At 30.3% G+C, this 15,333-nt stretch carries 16 protein-coding genes; 13 read left to right on the top strand and 3 right to left on the bottom strand.

The window, feature by feature from the left end; genetic code table 11:
• Positions 1–36 precede the first annotated feature (36 nt).
• Together ACMHJW_RS00080 and ACMHJW_RS00075 are read left to right on the top strand one after the other, a co-directional pair.
• Entirely contained in the window at positions 37–450 is a 414-nt protein-coding gene (locus tag ACMHJW_RS00080; protein WP_413531485.1) for a hypothetical protein, read from the top strand.
• A gap of 178 nt (positions 451–628) precedes the next feature.
• Positions 629–1,102, top strand: a complete 474-nt coding sequence (locus ACMHJW_RS00075) for a DUF6702 family protein (protein ID WP_413531484.1) — start codon at positions 629–631, stop codon at positions 1,100–1,102.
• Positions 1,103–1,155: 53 nt separating this feature from the next.
• On the opposite strand, the gene ACMHJW_RS00070 is transcribed toward ACMHJW_RS00075, so the two are convergent.
• Both ACMHJW_RS00070 and ACMHJW_RS00065 read right to left on the bottom strand, forming a co-directional pair.
• Entirely contained in the window at positions 1,156–2,412 is a 1,257-nt protein-coding gene (locus tag ACMHJW_RS00070; RefSeq protein ID WP_413531483.1) for a D-alanyl-D-alanine carboxypeptidase/D-alanyl-D-alanine-endopeptidase, read from the bottom strand.
• Positions 2,412–3,314: a mechanosensitive ion channel family protein gene (locus ACMHJW_RS00065; protein WP_413531482.1), complete on the bottom strand. Its 903-nt coding sequence runs from the start codon at positions 3,312–3,314 to the stop codon at positions 2,412–2,414. The genes ACMHJW_RS00070 and ACMHJW_RS00065 overlap by 1 nt, the downstream gene beginning before the upstream one ends.
• A gap of 175 nt (positions 3,315–3,489) precedes the next feature.
• On the opposite strand from ACMHJW_RS00065, the gene ACMHJW_RS00060 reads away from it, so the two are divergent.
• The 10 genes from ACMHJW_RS00060 to ACMHJW_RS00015 all read left to right on the top strand — a co-directional run bounded on the left by ACMHJW_RS00060 (position 3,490) and on the right by ACMHJW_RS00015 (position 13,395).
• Complete coding sequence (locus tag ACMHJW_RS00060) at positions 3,490–4,794, top strand: OmpA family protein (RefSeq protein ID WP_413531481.1); 1,305 nt, start codon at positions 3,490–3,492, stop codon at positions 4,792–4,794.
• A 119-nt stretch (positions 4,795–4,913) separates the two neighbouring features.
• Positions 4,914–6,044, top strand: a complete 1,131-nt coding sequence (gene tgt / locus ACMHJW_RS00055) for a tRNA guanosine(34) transglycosylase Tgt (protein ID WP_413531480.1) — start codon at positions 4,914–4,916, stop codon at positions 6,042–6,044.
• Between the two features lies 1 nt (position 6,045).
• The gene (locus tag ACMHJW_RS00050) at positions 6,046–7,140 is read left to right on the top strand and encodes an LptF/LptG family permease (RefSeq protein ID WP_413531479.1); all 1,095 of its coding nucleotides are present in this window, start codon (positions 6,046–6,048) and stop codon (positions 7,138–7,140) included.
• Positions 7,141–7,287: 147 nt separating this feature from the next.
• Positions 7,288–8,538 (top strand): T9SS type A sorting domain-containing protein, encoded by a 1,251-nt coding sequence (locus ACMHJW_RS00045; protein ID WP_413531478.1) that lies wholly within the window; start codon positions 7,288–7,290, stop codon positions 8,536–8,538.
• A 144-nt stretch (positions 8,539–8,682) separates the two neighbouring features.
• The gene (gene thrS / locus ACMHJW_RS00040; protein WP_413531477.1) at positions 8,683–10,605 is read left to right on the top strand and encodes a threonine--tRNA ligase; all 1,923 of its coding nucleotides are present in this window, start codon (positions 8,683–8,685) and stop codon (positions 10,603–10,605) included.
• A 61-nt stretch (positions 10,606–10,666) separates the two neighbouring features.
• On the top strand, positions 10,667–11,176 hold the full coding sequence (gene infC, locus ACMHJW_RS00035; protein ID WP_413531806.1) for a translation initiation factor IF-3: 510 nt from the start codon (positions 10,667–10,669) through the stop codon (positions 11,174–11,176).
• Positions 11,177–11,236: 60 nt separating this feature from the next.
• Complete coding sequence (gene rpmI / locus ACMHJW_RS00030; protein WP_413531476.1) at positions 11,237–11,434, top strand: 50S ribosomal protein L35; 198 nt, start codon at positions 11,237–11,239, stop codon at positions 11,432–11,434.
• A gap of 95 nt (positions 11,435–11,529) precedes the next feature.
• Positions 11,530–11,874, top strand: a complete 345-nt coding sequence (gene rplT / locus ACMHJW_RS00025) for a 50S ribosomal protein L20 (protein WP_038337134.1) — start codon at positions 11,530–11,532, stop codon at positions 11,872–11,874.
• A gap of 89 nt (positions 11,875–11,963) precedes the next feature.
• Positions 11,964–12,629, top strand: a complete 666-nt coding sequence (locus tag ACMHJW_RS00020; protein ID WP_413531475.1) for a phosphatase PAP2 family protein — start codon at positions 11,964–11,966, stop codon at positions 12,627–12,629.
• Positions 12,613–13,395, top strand: a complete 783-nt coding sequence (locus ACMHJW_RS00015) for a nitrilase-related carbon-nitrogen hydrolase (RefSeq protein ID WP_413531474.1) — start codon at positions 12,613–12,615, stop codon at positions 13,393–13,395. The genes ACMHJW_RS00020 and ACMHJW_RS00015 overlap by 17 nt, the downstream gene beginning before the upstream one ends.
• A gap of 271 nt (positions 13,396–13,666) precedes the next feature.
• Here ACMHJW_RS00015 and ACMHJW_RS00010 read toward each other — a convergent pair whose 3' ends face one another.
• On the bottom strand, positions 13,667–14,164 hold the full coding sequence (locus ACMHJW_RS00010) for a hypothetical protein (protein WP_413531473.1): 498 nt from the start codon (positions 14,162–14,164) through the stop codon (positions 13,667–13,669).
• A 234-nt stretch (positions 14,165–14,398) separates the two neighbouring features.
• Here ACMHJW_RS00010 and ACMHJW_RS00005 point away from each other — a divergent pair.
• Positions 14,399–15,333 (top strand): hypothetical protein (locus ACMHJW_RS00005; protein ID WP_413531472.1); only part of this gene is annotated, 935 nt, incomplete at its 3' end.

The raw sequence follows: 15,333 nt of genomic DNA, 5'->3' as shown, positions 1-15,333 counted from the left end.
TTGTTATTTTTGTATTGAAAAACTAAAATTAGAAAAATGGATTTTATCAAACAATTTCATAGTGGCTGGGCTTATCTTGTCATTTTGATGGGTTTTATCTTTGTGATTTCAACATTAATTTATGCGATTTCTAAAAAAGATACAAACGCAACAATTAAGAAAATCGGATTATTCACAACTATCACTTTTCACGTACAATTATTAATTGGATTAGCGTATTATATCACAAAGTTCTCTGCTTTAGAACCTTCTGGAATAATGAAAGATGCAGGATTAAGATTTACTTTTGTTGAGCATCCTATGATGATGATTGCTGGTGTTGTTTTTATGACAATTGCAAACGCAAAATTAAAACGTTCTACAACAGTGCCAATGAGTGTTGCAATCTTTGCAATTGTTGCTTTAGCTTGTATTTTAAGTAGAATTCCTTATGACATTTGGTTGTCTTAAATAAAAAATAATTTATAAAAAGAGTATTAATGAACTTAATACTCTTTTTATATTTAAATATTACACACAATTTTTTTATTTTAATTTTGTTATAACTATATTGTTATATCTTTCTTTTTAAGATTTAAGAATTTTTGGCACTCGATTTGAAATACACTAGTACAAACTAAGAAATAAAATGAAGTATATAAAATATCTATTCTCTTTGCTTTTGGTTTTAATAACTTTTAACCTAAATGCTCAAGATTTCCACACAGCAAATATCAAGGTTGATTATGAACAAGAAACTGGAACTCTAAACATAACAGCTCGTACATTTACAAATCAATTAGAAAAAGCAGTTGGTGCTGATGTTTCAAATAAATCAAATTTTGAAAATAAGTTAAAGTCATATGTAAATAGTAAAGTTGATGTAAAAGTTAACGGAAAAGCATTAGGAACTTCTTATTATGGTTATCAGGTAAATGATAAATCGACTCGAGTTTTCTTTAAGTTTGATAAAATTTCTGATATCAGCTCAATAGAATTAAGAGTAGCTTTGTTGACAGATATTTTTAATGATCAACAAAATATTGTAACTTTTGATGTCAAAAATAAAAAGGACACAAAAGTATTAACAGGAAATAGCGACACTGTAAAGATGTCTTTCTAATAAAGCAAAAGCCTTCCAAATCGGAAGGCTTTTTTTATTGTAAATAATATTCGTTAATAATTATCTCGAATCATTCTTAGTAACTTTTCATTTTCATTTCTAATCACTGTTAAATTTTTAGTAGAATTATTATTCATCAAACTAAAGATTAACGTTCTTCCTGAATTTGTTTTCAAATAACCACTTAACGTAACATTATTATTTAATGTTCCCGTTTTCGCATAAATATATGGTTGTGCAGAATCTTTGTATCTATTTTTGATTGTTCCCGTTTTTCCACCAATCGGAAAAATCGAAAACAAACGTTGCACTGGAAATTCGTTATACATTTTTTCTAAAACCTGAACCAAACTTTGTGGCGTAAATAGATTATAACGCGATAATCCAGAACCATCGAACCATTCGGGTTGTTGTTTCAAATCTTTTAGAAAATTCTTTTTCGAATAGTTTATAACCTGCGCTGAACTTAATTTATTGAATAATGTACTTGATGCTAAAATAAGAAGATGTTCTGCTAAAAAATTATCACTATTTTCCATCATTTCGCGGCAAACATCATCGGTCCGTTGACTATAAAAAACTTTTACATCTTTCGTCATTGGAGTTTTGATCATATCAACAGGTTTTCCTAAAATTTGTGACAACGATTTTTCTATCACCGTTTCATTTACAATAAAAGGAACTTTTTCTGAACGTTTTTTATTGCTGATATAAAATTTATTATCATAAAAATCTCGAGGTTCTGCTGTTTCTCTGATTTCTGTTAATTCCTCGAAATACTTCGGAAAAGTTTTGACCGCATTTCCACTTTTCGAAATGGATACTAAATTTTCATTAATTGGAAATTGACTTCTTTCTGGAGCATAATCTTTTCTAAAATCATCCCATGTCCATCCTGGCAAAAAAGATTCTTCATCAAAATTATTCCAATGAAAAATAATTTTTGTTCCATTATTTTTCAAAAAATCAATTGCTCTTGTATTCTTATATTTTGGATGCAAAAAAGTAGGGTCTCCTGTTCCTTCGATATGCAATTCATCTCCAATTAATTGATATTTGAAAGCTGGAATTGAATCATTCAGCATTTTCATCGCGGTATAAAGCGTGAAAATTTTGGTATTAGATGCTGGAATAAAAAATTTATTTCCGTTGTAATTATAAATTTCTTCCTTTGTTATCGGATCATACAGATAAAAACCTGTGAATTGATTTGAATAGAAATCAGAATTAAGATGTTTTTCAATTAATTCTCTTTGTCCAAAAAGATAAACAGAGGAAAAAAAAGATAATAGTATAAGTAAATATTTCATTAATCTTTATTCTCAAGAGGAATTGTTGGTGAACTTGTATCGTTTTTAATAATCATTTCTGTATGTGGATAAGGCATCGAAATATTGTTATTATCCAATGCGTATTTCACTGCGCGATACAATTGCCAATATGCTGTCCAATAATCATGATTTTTAACATAGCAACGTACAGCCAAATTAACAGAACTTGCGCCAAACTCTAAAATTTCAACTGTTTTAGGCTGAGTATCATCTACCAATTTATTTGAATCTAAAACATCTAATAATACTTTTTTAGCTTTATCGAAATCATCTTCATAAGAAATACCAACATTTACATCTAATCGACGATATTCTTTTACAGAATAGTTTGTAATTGGATTATTAAACAAATTGGCATTTGGCAATGTCACAATTTGTCCTTTTGCAGTTGCTATAACTGTATTTAACAGACTGATTGATTCTACAGTTCCTTCATTTCCTTGCGAAACAATATAATCACCTACTTTGAAAGGTTTAAAAATGATGATTAAAATTCCTGCTGCAAAATTAGATAATGAACCTTGTAAAGCTAAACCTACTGCTAAACTAGCTCCTCCTAAAGCTGCAACTAATCCTGTTGTATTAAATCCTAATCTAGAACATACAAACATAATCACAATCAATTTCAAAACAATATTGATAATCGGAATGACAAAACTTCTAACTGATAAATCTACATTACGAGCTATCATACGTTTTTCAATCAGTTTCTTCAATTTACCAGCTAACCATAAACCAATTGTCAATGTTATTATAGCAGATAAAAGACTCCATCCTATTTCAGAACCTTTTGTTATCAATAAATTTGTAATATACTCTACATCTTTAAATGGTGTTTCTATCACATCTTTTAAACTATCTACCTTGTCTTGTTCTTCCATAAAATTTGTTTTTTATACTTCTGTCTATAAAATTAATGCCAATGTTACATCTTTTCAAAAAAATATAAAAATTATCAGTTTTTTTTAACTAATTTTAATACAGCCGAATATTAGTACAATATTTGTTAAGAAGATGTTACAACAACAAAGACTATAAATTAAAAAATTAAAATCTATGAACATTATTGAATTAGTAAAAGGATACATTACTCCAGATTTGATCTCAAAAACTTCATCAGAATTAGGAGAAAACAAAGCGGGAATTTCTAAAGCAATTGATGCTTATATTCCAATTCTTTTAGCAGGCGTTTTAGAAAAAAAAGATTCTACTACAGGATTATTTCATACAATCAAATCTTTTGGAGCTTCTCGTGGATTAACAAATCTCTCAACAGAATTAGAAACTCCAGATACTTTAAAAGAATTAGTCAATGTAATTTTTGATAAAAATGCCGAACCAGTTATTTATAAAGTTGCAGAATATGCAGGAATTTCAAGAGCTTCATCATCAAAATTATTAGACTTAACAGCCTTAACAACTTTTGGATCTATTGGTAAAGAAGCAGAATTTAACAATATAACAGAATCTGATTTCTTTTCTTCATTAAATGGAATTAAAGACAAAATTTTAGGTTTAATTCCAGCAGGATTAGGACTTGGCGCTTTAGGTTTAGGAACAATATTCAATGATACTCCTACAATTACAGAAACTATCGATATAGAAAAAGATCATGTAACTGAGACTATTACTGAAACTAAAAAAGTGGTAGATGTGGAACCAGAAGAAAAACCTTATGTTGCACCAGTTAATGCTTATGCAGAAACGCACAACAACAAGAATGGAGGCGGAGGTTTTTGGAAATGGATAATTCCGTTGATCTTAGTGGTTATAGCTGCGTTTTTCTTATTAAAGAAATGCAATAACAAACAAGAAAAAACTGTAATTACAGAAGAATCTGAAATTGTTGTAGATTCATTGAGCAAAGATTCTATTCATACTTCTCCAAAAGAATTATCTGAAATCGATTTAGATGGTGTTGCCCTGAAAGGTTATACAAATGGATTAGAAGATCAAATTATCAAATTCATCAAAGCTCCTGATTTTGCTACAATGACAGAAGATCAATTGAAAGAAAAATGGTTTGATTTTGATAATGTTAATTTCGTTTTTGGTAAAACAGATCAATTAGAACCAGGATCTGAAGTTCAATTAGAGAATGTTGTTGCAATTTTGAAAAAATATCCAACAGCAAAAATTAAACTTGGTGCATACACAGACAAAGTTGGTGATGATGCGAAAAACAAAGAAATATCTCAAAAAAGAGCTGATTACTTAAAAGCAGAATTAACAAAACTTGGTGTTGGATCGCAAGTTATTTCAGCTGAAGGTTACGGAGAAGAATTTGCAAAAGTTCCAGAAACAGCTTCTGATGAGGAAAGAGCTTCTGATCGTAAAATGTCTTTGCGTTTCACAAAGTAATCATTTTTCAAAATATTTTTAAATCAAAATAAGGATAAAAAATACTTTATCCTTATTTTTTTATTATTTTTTTCGAAACCAACTCGCAACAAGCTAAACAATTAATATCTTTGCACACTATGAAATTTTCAATCGATAAAAAAGACGAATTTTCTAAGGCAAGAGCTGGTGTGGTAGAAACCGATCATGGTAAAATCCAGACACCTATTTTTATGCCAGTTGGTACAGTTGGTACAGTAAAAGCTGTTCACCAACGTGAATTAGAAGAAGACATTAAAGCTCAAATCATTCTTGGAAACACTTATCATTTATATTTGCGTCCAGGAACTGATATTTTACACAGAGCAGGCGGATTACATAAATTTATGAATTGGCAAAAGCCAATCTTAACAGATTCTGGAGGATTCCAAGTTTATTCTTTAGCTACAAGTCGCAAGAAATCTGAAGAAGGTGTACGTTTCAAATCGCATATAGATGGTTCTTATCATATGTTTACACCAGAAAAATCAATGGAAATTCAACGTTTCATTGGTGCAGATATTTTTATGGCTTTTGATGAATTAACAGGAATTCCAGCAAAATATCATGATGCAAAACGTGCTATGCATGTTACACATCGTTGGTTAGAGCGTTGTAGAACTTGGTTAAACAACAATCCTGAATATTACGATCACAAACAAACACTTTTCCCAATTGTACAAGGAAATGATTTTAAAGATTTACGTCAAGAATCTGCTAAATATATTGCCGATTTTGGTGCTGAAGGAAATGCAATTGGAGGATTATCTGTTGGAGAACCAGAACCTGTAATGTACGAAATGACAGATATCGTTACGGAAATTCTTCCACAAGACAAACCTCGTTATTTGATGGGAGTTGGAACACCTTGGAATATCATCGAATGTATTGCTCTTGGAGTTGACATGTTCGACTGTGTTATGCCTACACGTAATGCGCGTAATGGAATGCTATTTACTTGGAATGGTGTCATGAACATGAAAAATGCAAAATGGAAAGATTGTTTTGATCCATTAGACGAAAGTGGAACGAGCTATGTGGATAGTTATTACACAAAAGCGTATGTTCGTCATTTGTTTAATGCGAACGAAGCTTTAGGAAAACAAATTGCGTCTATTCACAATCTTGCCTTTTATTTAGATTTGGTAAGAGTTGCAAGAGAACATATCTTAGCAGGAGATTTCGCTCAATGGAAAGAACAAATTGTTCCACAATTAAAACAACGACTGTAGTTTGAAAATAATTGATAAATACATCATCCGAAACTTTATCGGGACCTTCATTTTCATGGTTTTGATTTTGTCTACCATCGCCGTTATTGTCGATCTTAGTCAAAAATTAGGACGTATTAATGATAGTGGTTCTACAGCTTTTTCAGCTTTAACCCAATTTTATCCTTATTGGTCTATTTGGATTATTAACACCTTTTTACCAATTGCCGTTTTTATTACAGTGATATATTTTACATCACGATTGACGATGCAAACTGAAATTGTAGGTGTTCTTTCGGGTGGTATTAGTTTTTATCGATTTACACTTCCTTATATTTGGGTTGCTATTTTTTTAGCCGTTTCCGCTTTACTAGTAGGAAATGTAGTCTTGCCTTGGGCAAATATCAAAAAAAATAAATACCAATATACCCATTTATTAAGTAACAACGACAAGGAAGAATATTATAAACGACAGCGCATTGGTTCGCAAATTTCTCCTTCCGAATTTGTTTTTGTTGACGGTTACGACAGAACAGAGAAATTAGGAAATTCTTTCATGTATCAAAAATTTGATTCTACAGAATTAAAGAAACAAATCATCGCTTCAAGTTTTAATTGGAATGATAAAGATTCTACTTATGCATTGATGAGTGTTTACACACGCGAAATTAATAAAGACAAAACCGAAAAGTTAAATTACGAAGCAAATGCCAATATAAAATTAGCTGCTTCTCCTGACGAAATTTTACCAGAAGAATATGTTGCTGAAACAATGAATACATTTGAATTGAACGAATTTATTCAAAAACAAAAAGCAAAAGGTTCTGCGAATGTTAATACATACGAAAATGAATTAAATAACCGTTTAAGCGGACCATTTTCAACTATTATTTTAACACTTTTGGCTTTATCGCTTTCGTCTAAAAAACGCCGTGGAGGAATCGGAGTTAATCTTGCTGTTGGTATAACATTAGCATTTGTCTATATTTTCTTCTCGCAAACAACGTCTACATTTTCCGAAAAAGGCTATGTTTCGCCACTTGTCGCCTCGTGGATACCAAACATTGTCTTCGGATTACTAACCTTGTTTTTATATCTGAGACGAGCACGTTCATAAAATATTTCAAAATCCAGTTTCTTTTAGAAGCTGGATTTTTTTTATGTTATAAATATATTATGTTTTGGTTGTAAGTAGTAATAATATTTTTTATTCTATTGATTATAAGTATATTTAGGTTATTTTTAATACACAAAATCAATTTATATGAAGAAAAAATTACTCTTTTTATTTTTAATCCTTTCGGTTTCTCTTTTTTCTCAAGAAACATTGAATACAATGTTTTACAACGTATTCAAATTTCCGAATTCACTTCCTCAAAATCGTCAATTTATTTTAAAAGACATTTTAGATGAATACAAACCCGATTTATTTATGATTTGTGAATTAGTATCAGAAAATGGTGCTGATTTAATCTTAAATACTTCTTTAGAAAATCAAAAAGATAAATTTGCTCGCGCACTTTTTGTTCCTGATTCTACTAAATTGGACGACCCATTGCAAACAATGGTTTTTTATAACACACGTAAATTAACGTTAGTAAAGCAACAAAAAATTCCGACAGTTTATCGCGACATCAATCAATATTCTTTTCAATTAAATGTGAGCTCAAACGATCCTATTAATTTAGAAGTTTTTGTTGCGCATTTAAAATCGAGCACAGGACCAGCAAATCGTCAAATGCGTTTAGAGATGGTTCAAGAAGTTACAAAATCATTGAAGAAATTAACACAACCTAATACATATGTGCTTTTTGCAGGAGACTTCAATTTATATAATTCAACAGAACCTGCTTATCAAGAAATTCTAAATCCAGAAAATGCAATTTTAATGATTGATCCTATCGATGCTCCAGGAAAATGGCAAGATAATCCTGCTTTTAGTTATCTACATACACAAAGTACGCGAGTTTCTAGTGTTGGTTTCGGAAGTGGTACAAATTCTGGAGCGGGCGGCGGCTTAGATGATCGTTTCGATTTTATTATGATGAGTAAAAATTTTAAAAATAGCTCAAGTTTATCTTATGTAAATGATAGTTATAAAGCTTACGGAAATAATGGAAATTGCTTAGATAAAGATGTAAAAGATCCAAACTGTACAGGTATTTTCTCTCAAACATTACGAAATAATCTTTATTATATGAGCGATCATTTGCCAGTGGTTATGCAATTTAAGATTCATGATAATTTAAGTACAAAAACAATCGAATCAAAACCATTTTTTTGGTTAGAATCATCTAATATCACGAATGGAAAAATAATGATTGGGATTGATAAATCACGATTAAATGCACTGAATAATACATTTTTTGTTTACAATTCAATTGGACAATTCGTAAAATCTGTTCCTATCAATAATCAATCAAGTATAACAATTGATTTTCAAGGGTTAGCTGCTGGAGTTTATTATATTAAAACAAAAGAATCGAATGAAGTTTTGAAGTTTATTAAGAAATAATTTTATTCAAAATTATCCCAATTAGATTCAAAACAGTGTTTCAAATATTTACTTAATATTTTAAACTAAATCAACCCTTTAAAAATTTCGTTAACTAGCAGAAAATTCGTATTTTTGCATCCTAGTACAAATTCTAAAAGTAAGATGATAAACATTTCTCTTCCAGATGGAAGTGTAAGACAGTATGAGAGTGGCGTAACTCCTATGGACGTAGCGCTAAGCATTAGTGAAGGTTTAGCACGTAATGTAATTTCGGCTATAGTAAATGATAAACAAGTTGAAACAACAACCCCAATCACCACAGATGCAACGATCAAATTGTTAACCTGGAATGATGAAATGGGTAAAAAAGCTTTTTGGCATTCATCTGCTCACTTATTAGCGCAAGCTATTTTAGAGTTTTATCCTAATGCTAAATTAACAATCGGACCAGCAATTGACAAAGGTTTCTATTATGATGTTGATTTTGGGGAGGATAAATTTACAGAAGCTGATTTTGCGAAAGTAGAAAAAGCAATGTTAGAAAATGCGAAGAAAAAAGCTGAATTCAAATTATATTCAGTTTCAAAAGCAGAAGCATTAGAAACATACAAAGACAATGAATACAAAACAGAATTAATCTCTAACTTAAATGATGGAGATATTACATTCTGTTCTCATGATAATTTTACAGATTTATGTCGTGGTGGACATATTCCAAATACAGGAATTGTAAAAGCTGCAAAAATCTTGAATGTTGCAGGAGCATATTGGCGTGGAGATGAGAAAAACAAAATGTTAACTCGTGTCTACGGAATTACATTCCCAAAACAAAAAGATCTAACAGAATATCTTGAGTTATTAGAAGAAGCAAAAAAACGTGATCATCGTAAATTAGGAAAAGAATTAGGTTTATTCGCTTTCTCTGAAAAAGTTGGTGCAGGTTTACCACTTTGGTTACCTAAAGGAGCTGCTTTGAGAAGAAAATTAGAAAACTTCTTATTGAAAAAGCAACAACAAATGGGTTACGAAATGGTAATTTCTCCACACATTGGTCAAAAAGAATTGTATGTAACTTCTGGTCACTATGCAAAATATGGTGCAGATAGTTTTCAACCAATTAAAACACCAAACGAAGGAGAAGAGTTCTTATTAAAACCTATGAACTGTCCTCACCACTGCGAAATTTACAAAACATCGCAATGGTCGTACCGCGACTTACCAAAACGTTATGCAGAATTTGGTACAGTTTATCGTTACGAACAATCAGGAGAATTACATGGTTTAACACGTGTTCGTGGATTTACTCAAGATGATGCTCACTTGTTCTGTACACCAGATCAATTATTAGATGAATTCAAAAAAGTAATTGATTTAGTATTATATGTATTTAAAAATCTTGGATTTGATAATTATTCAGCTCAAATCTCATTAAGAGATCCAGAGAATAAAGAAAAATACATTGGTTCTGACGAAAACTGGGCAAAAGCTGAACAAGCAATTATTACAGCAGCAGAAGAAAAAGGATTACCAACAGTTGTAGAATATGGCGAAGCTGCATTCTATGGACCGAAGTTAGACTTTATGGTGAAAGATGCGTTAGGACGTCAATGGCAATTAGGAACAATCCAAGTGGATTATAATTTACCAGAACGTTTTGATTTAACTTACACTGGAGCTGATAATGAAAAACACAGACCAGTAATGATTCACCGTGCTCCATTTGGTTCTATGGAACGTTTCATTGCCATTTTGTTAGAGAATACAGCAGGTAATTTACCACTTTGGTTAACACCAGATTTATTCACAATTTTACCAATTAGTGAAAAATATGTGGAATATGGAGAAAAAGTATTAAATTTGCTGGCCGAAGAAGAAATTAACGGATTGATTGACAGTAGAAACGAGAAAACTGGTAAAAAAATTCGTGATGCGGAAATCAACAAAATTCCTTTCATGTTAATCATTGGAGAGAAGGAAGCAGAAAACGGTACAGTTTCTGTTAGAAGACATGGAGAAGGTGATTTAGGAGAGATGACGATTCCAGCATTTATCGACTTCATGAAAGAGCAAATCAAATTAAAATAATTTTAAAAACAGAATAACTATCGCAATTAGAAGAAAAGGCGGCAGAGGTCCAGCCAGAGTAATTAAGGAAGATCAACACAAGATCAATGATAAGATTGACGCAAAAGAAGTTCGCGTTGTCGGAGAAGGTATAGAACCTGGTGTATATCCAATTGCAAAAGCATTGGAGCTTGCTGAGGAACAAAATTTGGACTTGGTAATGATCAGTGAAAAAGCCGTTCCGCCTGTTTGTCGTGTCGTAGAGTACAAAAAGTTCTTATACGAACAAAAGAAGAAAGAAAAAGAGCTGAAAGCTAAACAACAGAAAGTTGTCGTTAAAGAAATTCGTTTCGGTCCTCAAACAGATGATCATGATTATGAATTTAAAAGACGTCATGCAAGATCTTTCTTAGAAGAAGGTTCTAAATTGAAAGCATATGTTTTCTTCAAAGGACGTTCTATTATCTTTAAAGATCAAGGAGAAATCTTATTGTTACGTTTAGCACAAGAATTGGAAGATGTTGGAAAAGTAGAACAAATGCCAAAACTTGAAGGTAAAAGAATGATTATGATGATGGGACCTAAAAAATAATTTAGGTCTTCATTATCTTACAAAAAATAAAAAACGTTTTAATTTTAAATATTTGTAATCATGCCAAAATTAAAAACAAAATCTGGAGCGAAAAAACGTTTCAAATTAACAGGAACAGGTAAAATTAAAAGAAAACACGCTTTTAAAAGCCACATCCTAACAAAAAAAGGGACTAAACAAAAGAGAAATTTAACTCACACTGGTTTAGTTGATCAAGCTGATGTTCATTCAGTAAAACAACAATTAAGATTAAAATAAGAACACGTTCTTATTTGGTTTATTAATTCATTATTAACCCTGTCGTTGGGCCTTAAAGTAGAGAAATCTCGCCCACTACAAAAAAATTAAAAATTATGCCAAGATCAGTAAACGCAGTTGCGTCAAGAGCTAGAAGAAAAAGAGTTTTAAAACTTGCAAAAGGATATTACGGAAGAAGAAAAAACGTTTGGACTGTTGCTAAAAATGCAGTAGAGAAAGGTTTAGTATATGCTTACCGTGATAGACGTCAAAAGAAAAGAAATTTCCGTGCGTTATGGATTCAAAGAATTAACGCTGGAGCAAGATTACACGGATTATCTTACTCTAAATTTATGGGAGCTATCCACAAAGCTGGAATTGAATTAAATCGTAAAGTTTTAGCTGACTTAGCGATGAACAATCCAGAAGCTTTCAAAGCAATCGTAGAAAAAGTAAAATAATTTTTTTAAACAATATTAAAACGTTTTAAAACTTGGCTATTTAGTCAAGTTTTTTTTTTTCCTAAATTTGATAAAACATTTTACTTGTTATGAACCAACAAAAAGACTTATTTCTACGTATTTGGCCATTTTTTGTCGTATTCTTTATCTATAATTTTGCTGCAATTGCCTTGACGCAATATTATGGTAGAGATGAATTGCATCTGCATTTCAATCAATACAGCAATCATTACGCCGATAAATTCTTTGTTTTTTATACTGATTTCGGGACTTATTATTTATTTTTTATGCTTCTTGGTTATCTATTTTGGAGAACAACACGTCGATACTTTTTTTATTTATTGGCTACAGGAGCTGTTGCGACAACAATTAGTGTATTTTTTAAGAATGTTTATTTCCAACAAGTTTTAAGACCTGGATATTATTTTACTCAGAAAAAGATAGACATTGTTTTAGTCAAAGATTATGCAATACAAATGGCTTCAACATTCCCTTCTGGCCATTCGTTAACAGCTGCTATTATCTCGATGACATTATGTTTATTAACAAAAAATAGGTGGTTACAATTATTTTTTGCTTTACATTTTCCAAGTATAGCAATCAGTAGAATTTATTTATCGCGTCATTTTGCAATAGATACTGTTGGTGGTTCATTTATTGGTTTTTTTATATTTATCTTTATGTATTACATCATCAACCAATCAAATAATCCAAAATTGGATCAAAAATTCATCAACCATGGAAATTCAAAATAAACTTAAAATATCATTAATTCAGTACGATGTAATCTGGGAAGACACGCAGGCTAATCAGCTATATTTAGACGAATTACTGATGAATCATAAAACTGATCTTATTTTGTTACCAGAAATGTTTTCTTCAGGATTTTCTATGAATGTAGAAAAAATTGGTCAAAAGCCTTTTGGAGAAACATTCGAATGGATGCAACAAAAAGCTAAAGAATTGAATTCTGCGATTGCTGGGAGCGTTTCTACACATGAAAATGATAAATACTATAACCGATTTTATTTCGTTTGTCCAAATGGCTCTATTTACATTTACGATAAGAAACATTTGTTTAGTTACGGAAAAGAAGCCAATGTATATTCTGCTGGAGATAAAATTGTCACAATAGATTATAAAGGATGGCAAATACGACCAATTGTTTGTTATGATTTGCGTTTCCCTGTTTGGATTCGTAACACAGAAGAAAATCCGTACAATTTAATTCTTTGTAATGCAAGTTGGCCAAAAGCACGCAGAGAAGCATGGATTTCACTTCTTAAAGCACGAGCTATAGAAAATATGTCTTTTGTTGCTGGAGTTAACAGAATTGGAAAAGATGGTTATAATCTCGAATATGAAGGAGATTCGCATTTATTTGATACATTAGGACAAGATCTACAAAAGGTTAATAATCATCCCGAAATTTTTCAATTTGAAATTGATAAAGAAGAACAAGATAAAACCCGAAACCATTTCAATTTCTTGAATGATAGAGATTCTTTTTATTTCGGATAAAAGGTAATAGAAAAAAGATTAATAATTATTAAAGATATTTAGTTTAAAAAATTTAAAAGAAATATCAATATAACCATAATAATAATTGATACGATTACGAAATCTATCAAACTATTCTTCTTAGAACCAAATCTAACGGTTCTCCGTGTTTTTCTATACAACATATTGTTATGATTTATAATCCAAAAAAATAAAAACAGTAAGCTACATTTATAGTAGCTTACTCATCAAATAATAGTTAATTGGTTTAAAAAATAAGGCTTATAAATCCTTATTGGTACTTATAGCAACTTCCTGTTTTCTTTGCTGATTTCCCTACTGTTTTATCAGATAATAATAAAATAAAAGGGCATCTTACATCTGCAGCTTGTTGTTTTAAAACTTTTTCTGCTCGCTCGTCTTTTCCGTTACCTGATCTAAAATTAACCCAACCTGTTTTTGATTTTAAATCATCTCCTTTTTTAAGACCAGCAACTAATTGTTTATCTTCTAGTATAATAACTTTATTCCAATCATTATCATCAGTAATTTCTATTTTTGAAGAAACATCCTCTATCCGAGTACTTTTTCCATAAAAAACTTTATTTACCGAATAACGACTTAACGATTGTATGGCATCTTCTCCGTCATAAGTAAATTCTACAGTGAACTCACCTACACGTTTAATTTGTCCTTCTATAACTTCTCCAGAATGTTTGTAAATTTTATCTACTTGACCAAAAGCAAAAGTTGTCAAGAAAGTGAAACCTAAAATAAAAATGTTTTTCATTGTTAATTGTTTTTATATATAAGAAATTAGTTTACAGAATAGATTATTATAGTCTCAAATTCATTTATTATTTTAAAAAATAATCTGATTTAATAAATTAATACTTTCTAATTGTTTAAGTTGATCTACACAAATATCATTTATAAAATATAAAATAACTATTTTTACAAGAGTAGTTAAGAGGTAGTTTTATCACCTACCTTATAGGTAGTCAATTTTTAATATCTGTACATCATGCATTTAAAGATTTTATTTAAAAAGTATTTAGCAATTATCATTTATACACTTTTCGCTCAAGTAGGGTTTTGTTCTATTAATAATTCCGAAATTCTAAAGTACGAAATAGCAAAATATAATAGTGAAGCACGCTACACCGAATCTATAATTCGATTAGATAAAATTATACATGATAAAAATTCGACAAACTATGATTTGTATAATGCATATTTACAAAAATATTTAACCTATAAAAGTTTACTAAACTATCCACAAGCGGAAGAAAATCTTAACATTGCTGAACGATATGGATTGGAAGATAAAGATCATCTCAAAGAAATTAAAACTCGCATTCTTGTTGAACGAATTTTTATAGAATTTGATCATCTCAGATTTATTGAAGTGGATGACTTATTGAAAAAAGTAATTCGAGAAGATCTAGTTACTTTAGATCCAGAAACGCATGCATTTTTCATCTCTGTTTTAGGTACGGACCAAGCTAGAAAAAAGAACTATGAAAAGGCTGTCGAAGAATATGAAATAGCAATTGATATACTTGAGAAAAATAGTCCAAAACATTTACCAAATATCTATCGAAAACTTGTGAGTGTTTATGCTGATATGGGTGAAGAAGAATTATCCATGGAAGCCTTTAATAAAGGACTATATTATGCTAAGAAATATAAGATGGATTTGTATATATATAATATGTATGATTCTTTATCCTATCATTATGCTAAATTCAAAAAATGGGAAAAAGCGTATGAAACAAGAGTTATACTAGAAGAACTTGCTACAAAATTAGATGCGATTAATCAAAGTGGTAAACTTCAAATACTTGAGAAAGAAATTCAGAATAAAAGAAACGATTTAGAAATTCGAAATCAAAAAAACATTAAAATATTTTTAATCATTATTTCATTTTTTTTAATTGTCTTAATTACAGTAATATA

The organism is Empedobacter brevis (assembly GCF_965118635.1).
Taxonomy (GTDB): domain Bacteria; phylum Bacteroidota; class Bacteroidia; order Flavobacteriales; family Weeksellaceae; genus Empedobacter; species Empedobacter brevis_A.
This window is presented reverse-complemented; position numbering and strand designations above follow the sequence as displayed.

Excerpts from the sequence above, each read along its gene's own strand:
- ACMHJW_RS00045 (WP_413531478.1), top strand. The coding sequence starts at position 7,288 with ATGAAGAAAAAATTACTCTTTTTATTTTTAATCCTTTCGGTTTCTCTT.
- rpmI (WP_413531476.1), top strand. The coding sequence starts at position 11,237 with ATGCCAAAATTAAAAACAAAATCTGGAGCGAAAAAACGTTTCAAATTA.
- thrS (WP_413531477.1), top strand. The coding sequence starts at position 8,683 with ATGATAAACATTTCTCTTCCAGATGGAAGTGTAAGACAGTATGAGAGT.
- ACMHJW_RS00080 (WP_413531485.1), top strand. The coding sequence starts at position 37 with ATGGATTTTATCAAACAATTTCATAGTGGCTGGGCTTATCTTGTCATT.
- tgt (WP_413531480.1), top strand. The coding sequence starts at position 4,914 with ATGAAATTTTCAATCGATAAAAAAGACGAATTTTCTAAGGCAAGAGCT.
- ACMHJW_RS00070 (WP_413531483.1), bottom strand. The coding sequence starts at position 2,412 with ATGAAATATTTACTTATACTATTATCTTTTTTTTCCTCTGTTTATCTT.
- rplT (WP_038337134.1), top strand. The coding sequence starts at position 11,530 with ATGCCAAGATCAGTAAACGCAGTTGCGTCAAGAGCTAGAAGAAAAAGA.
- ACMHJW_RS00015 (WP_413531474.1), top strand. The coding sequence starts at position 12,613 with ATGGAAATTCAAAATAAACTTAAAATATCATTAATTCAGTACGATGTA.
- ACMHJW_RS00060 (WP_413531481.1), top strand. The coding sequence starts at position 3,490 with ATGAACATTATTGAATTAGTAAAAGGATACATTACTCCAGATTTGATC.
- ACMHJW_RS00010 (WP_413531473.1), bottom strand. The coding sequence starts at position 14,164 with ATGAAAAACATTTTTATTTTAGGTTTCACTTTCTTGACAACTTTTGCT.
- ACMHJW_RS00020 (WP_413531475.1), top strand. The coding sequence starts at position 11,964 with ATGAACCAACAAAAAGACTTATTTCTACGTATTTGGCCATTTTTTGTC.
- ACMHJW_RS00075 (WP_413531484.1), top strand. The coding sequence starts at position 629 with ATGAAGTATATAAAATATCTATTCTCTTTGCTTTTGGTTTTAATAACT.
- ACMHJW_RS00065 (WP_413531482.1), bottom strand. The coding sequence starts at position 3,314 with ATGGAAGAACAAGACAAGGTAGATAGTTTAAAAGATGTGATAGAAACA.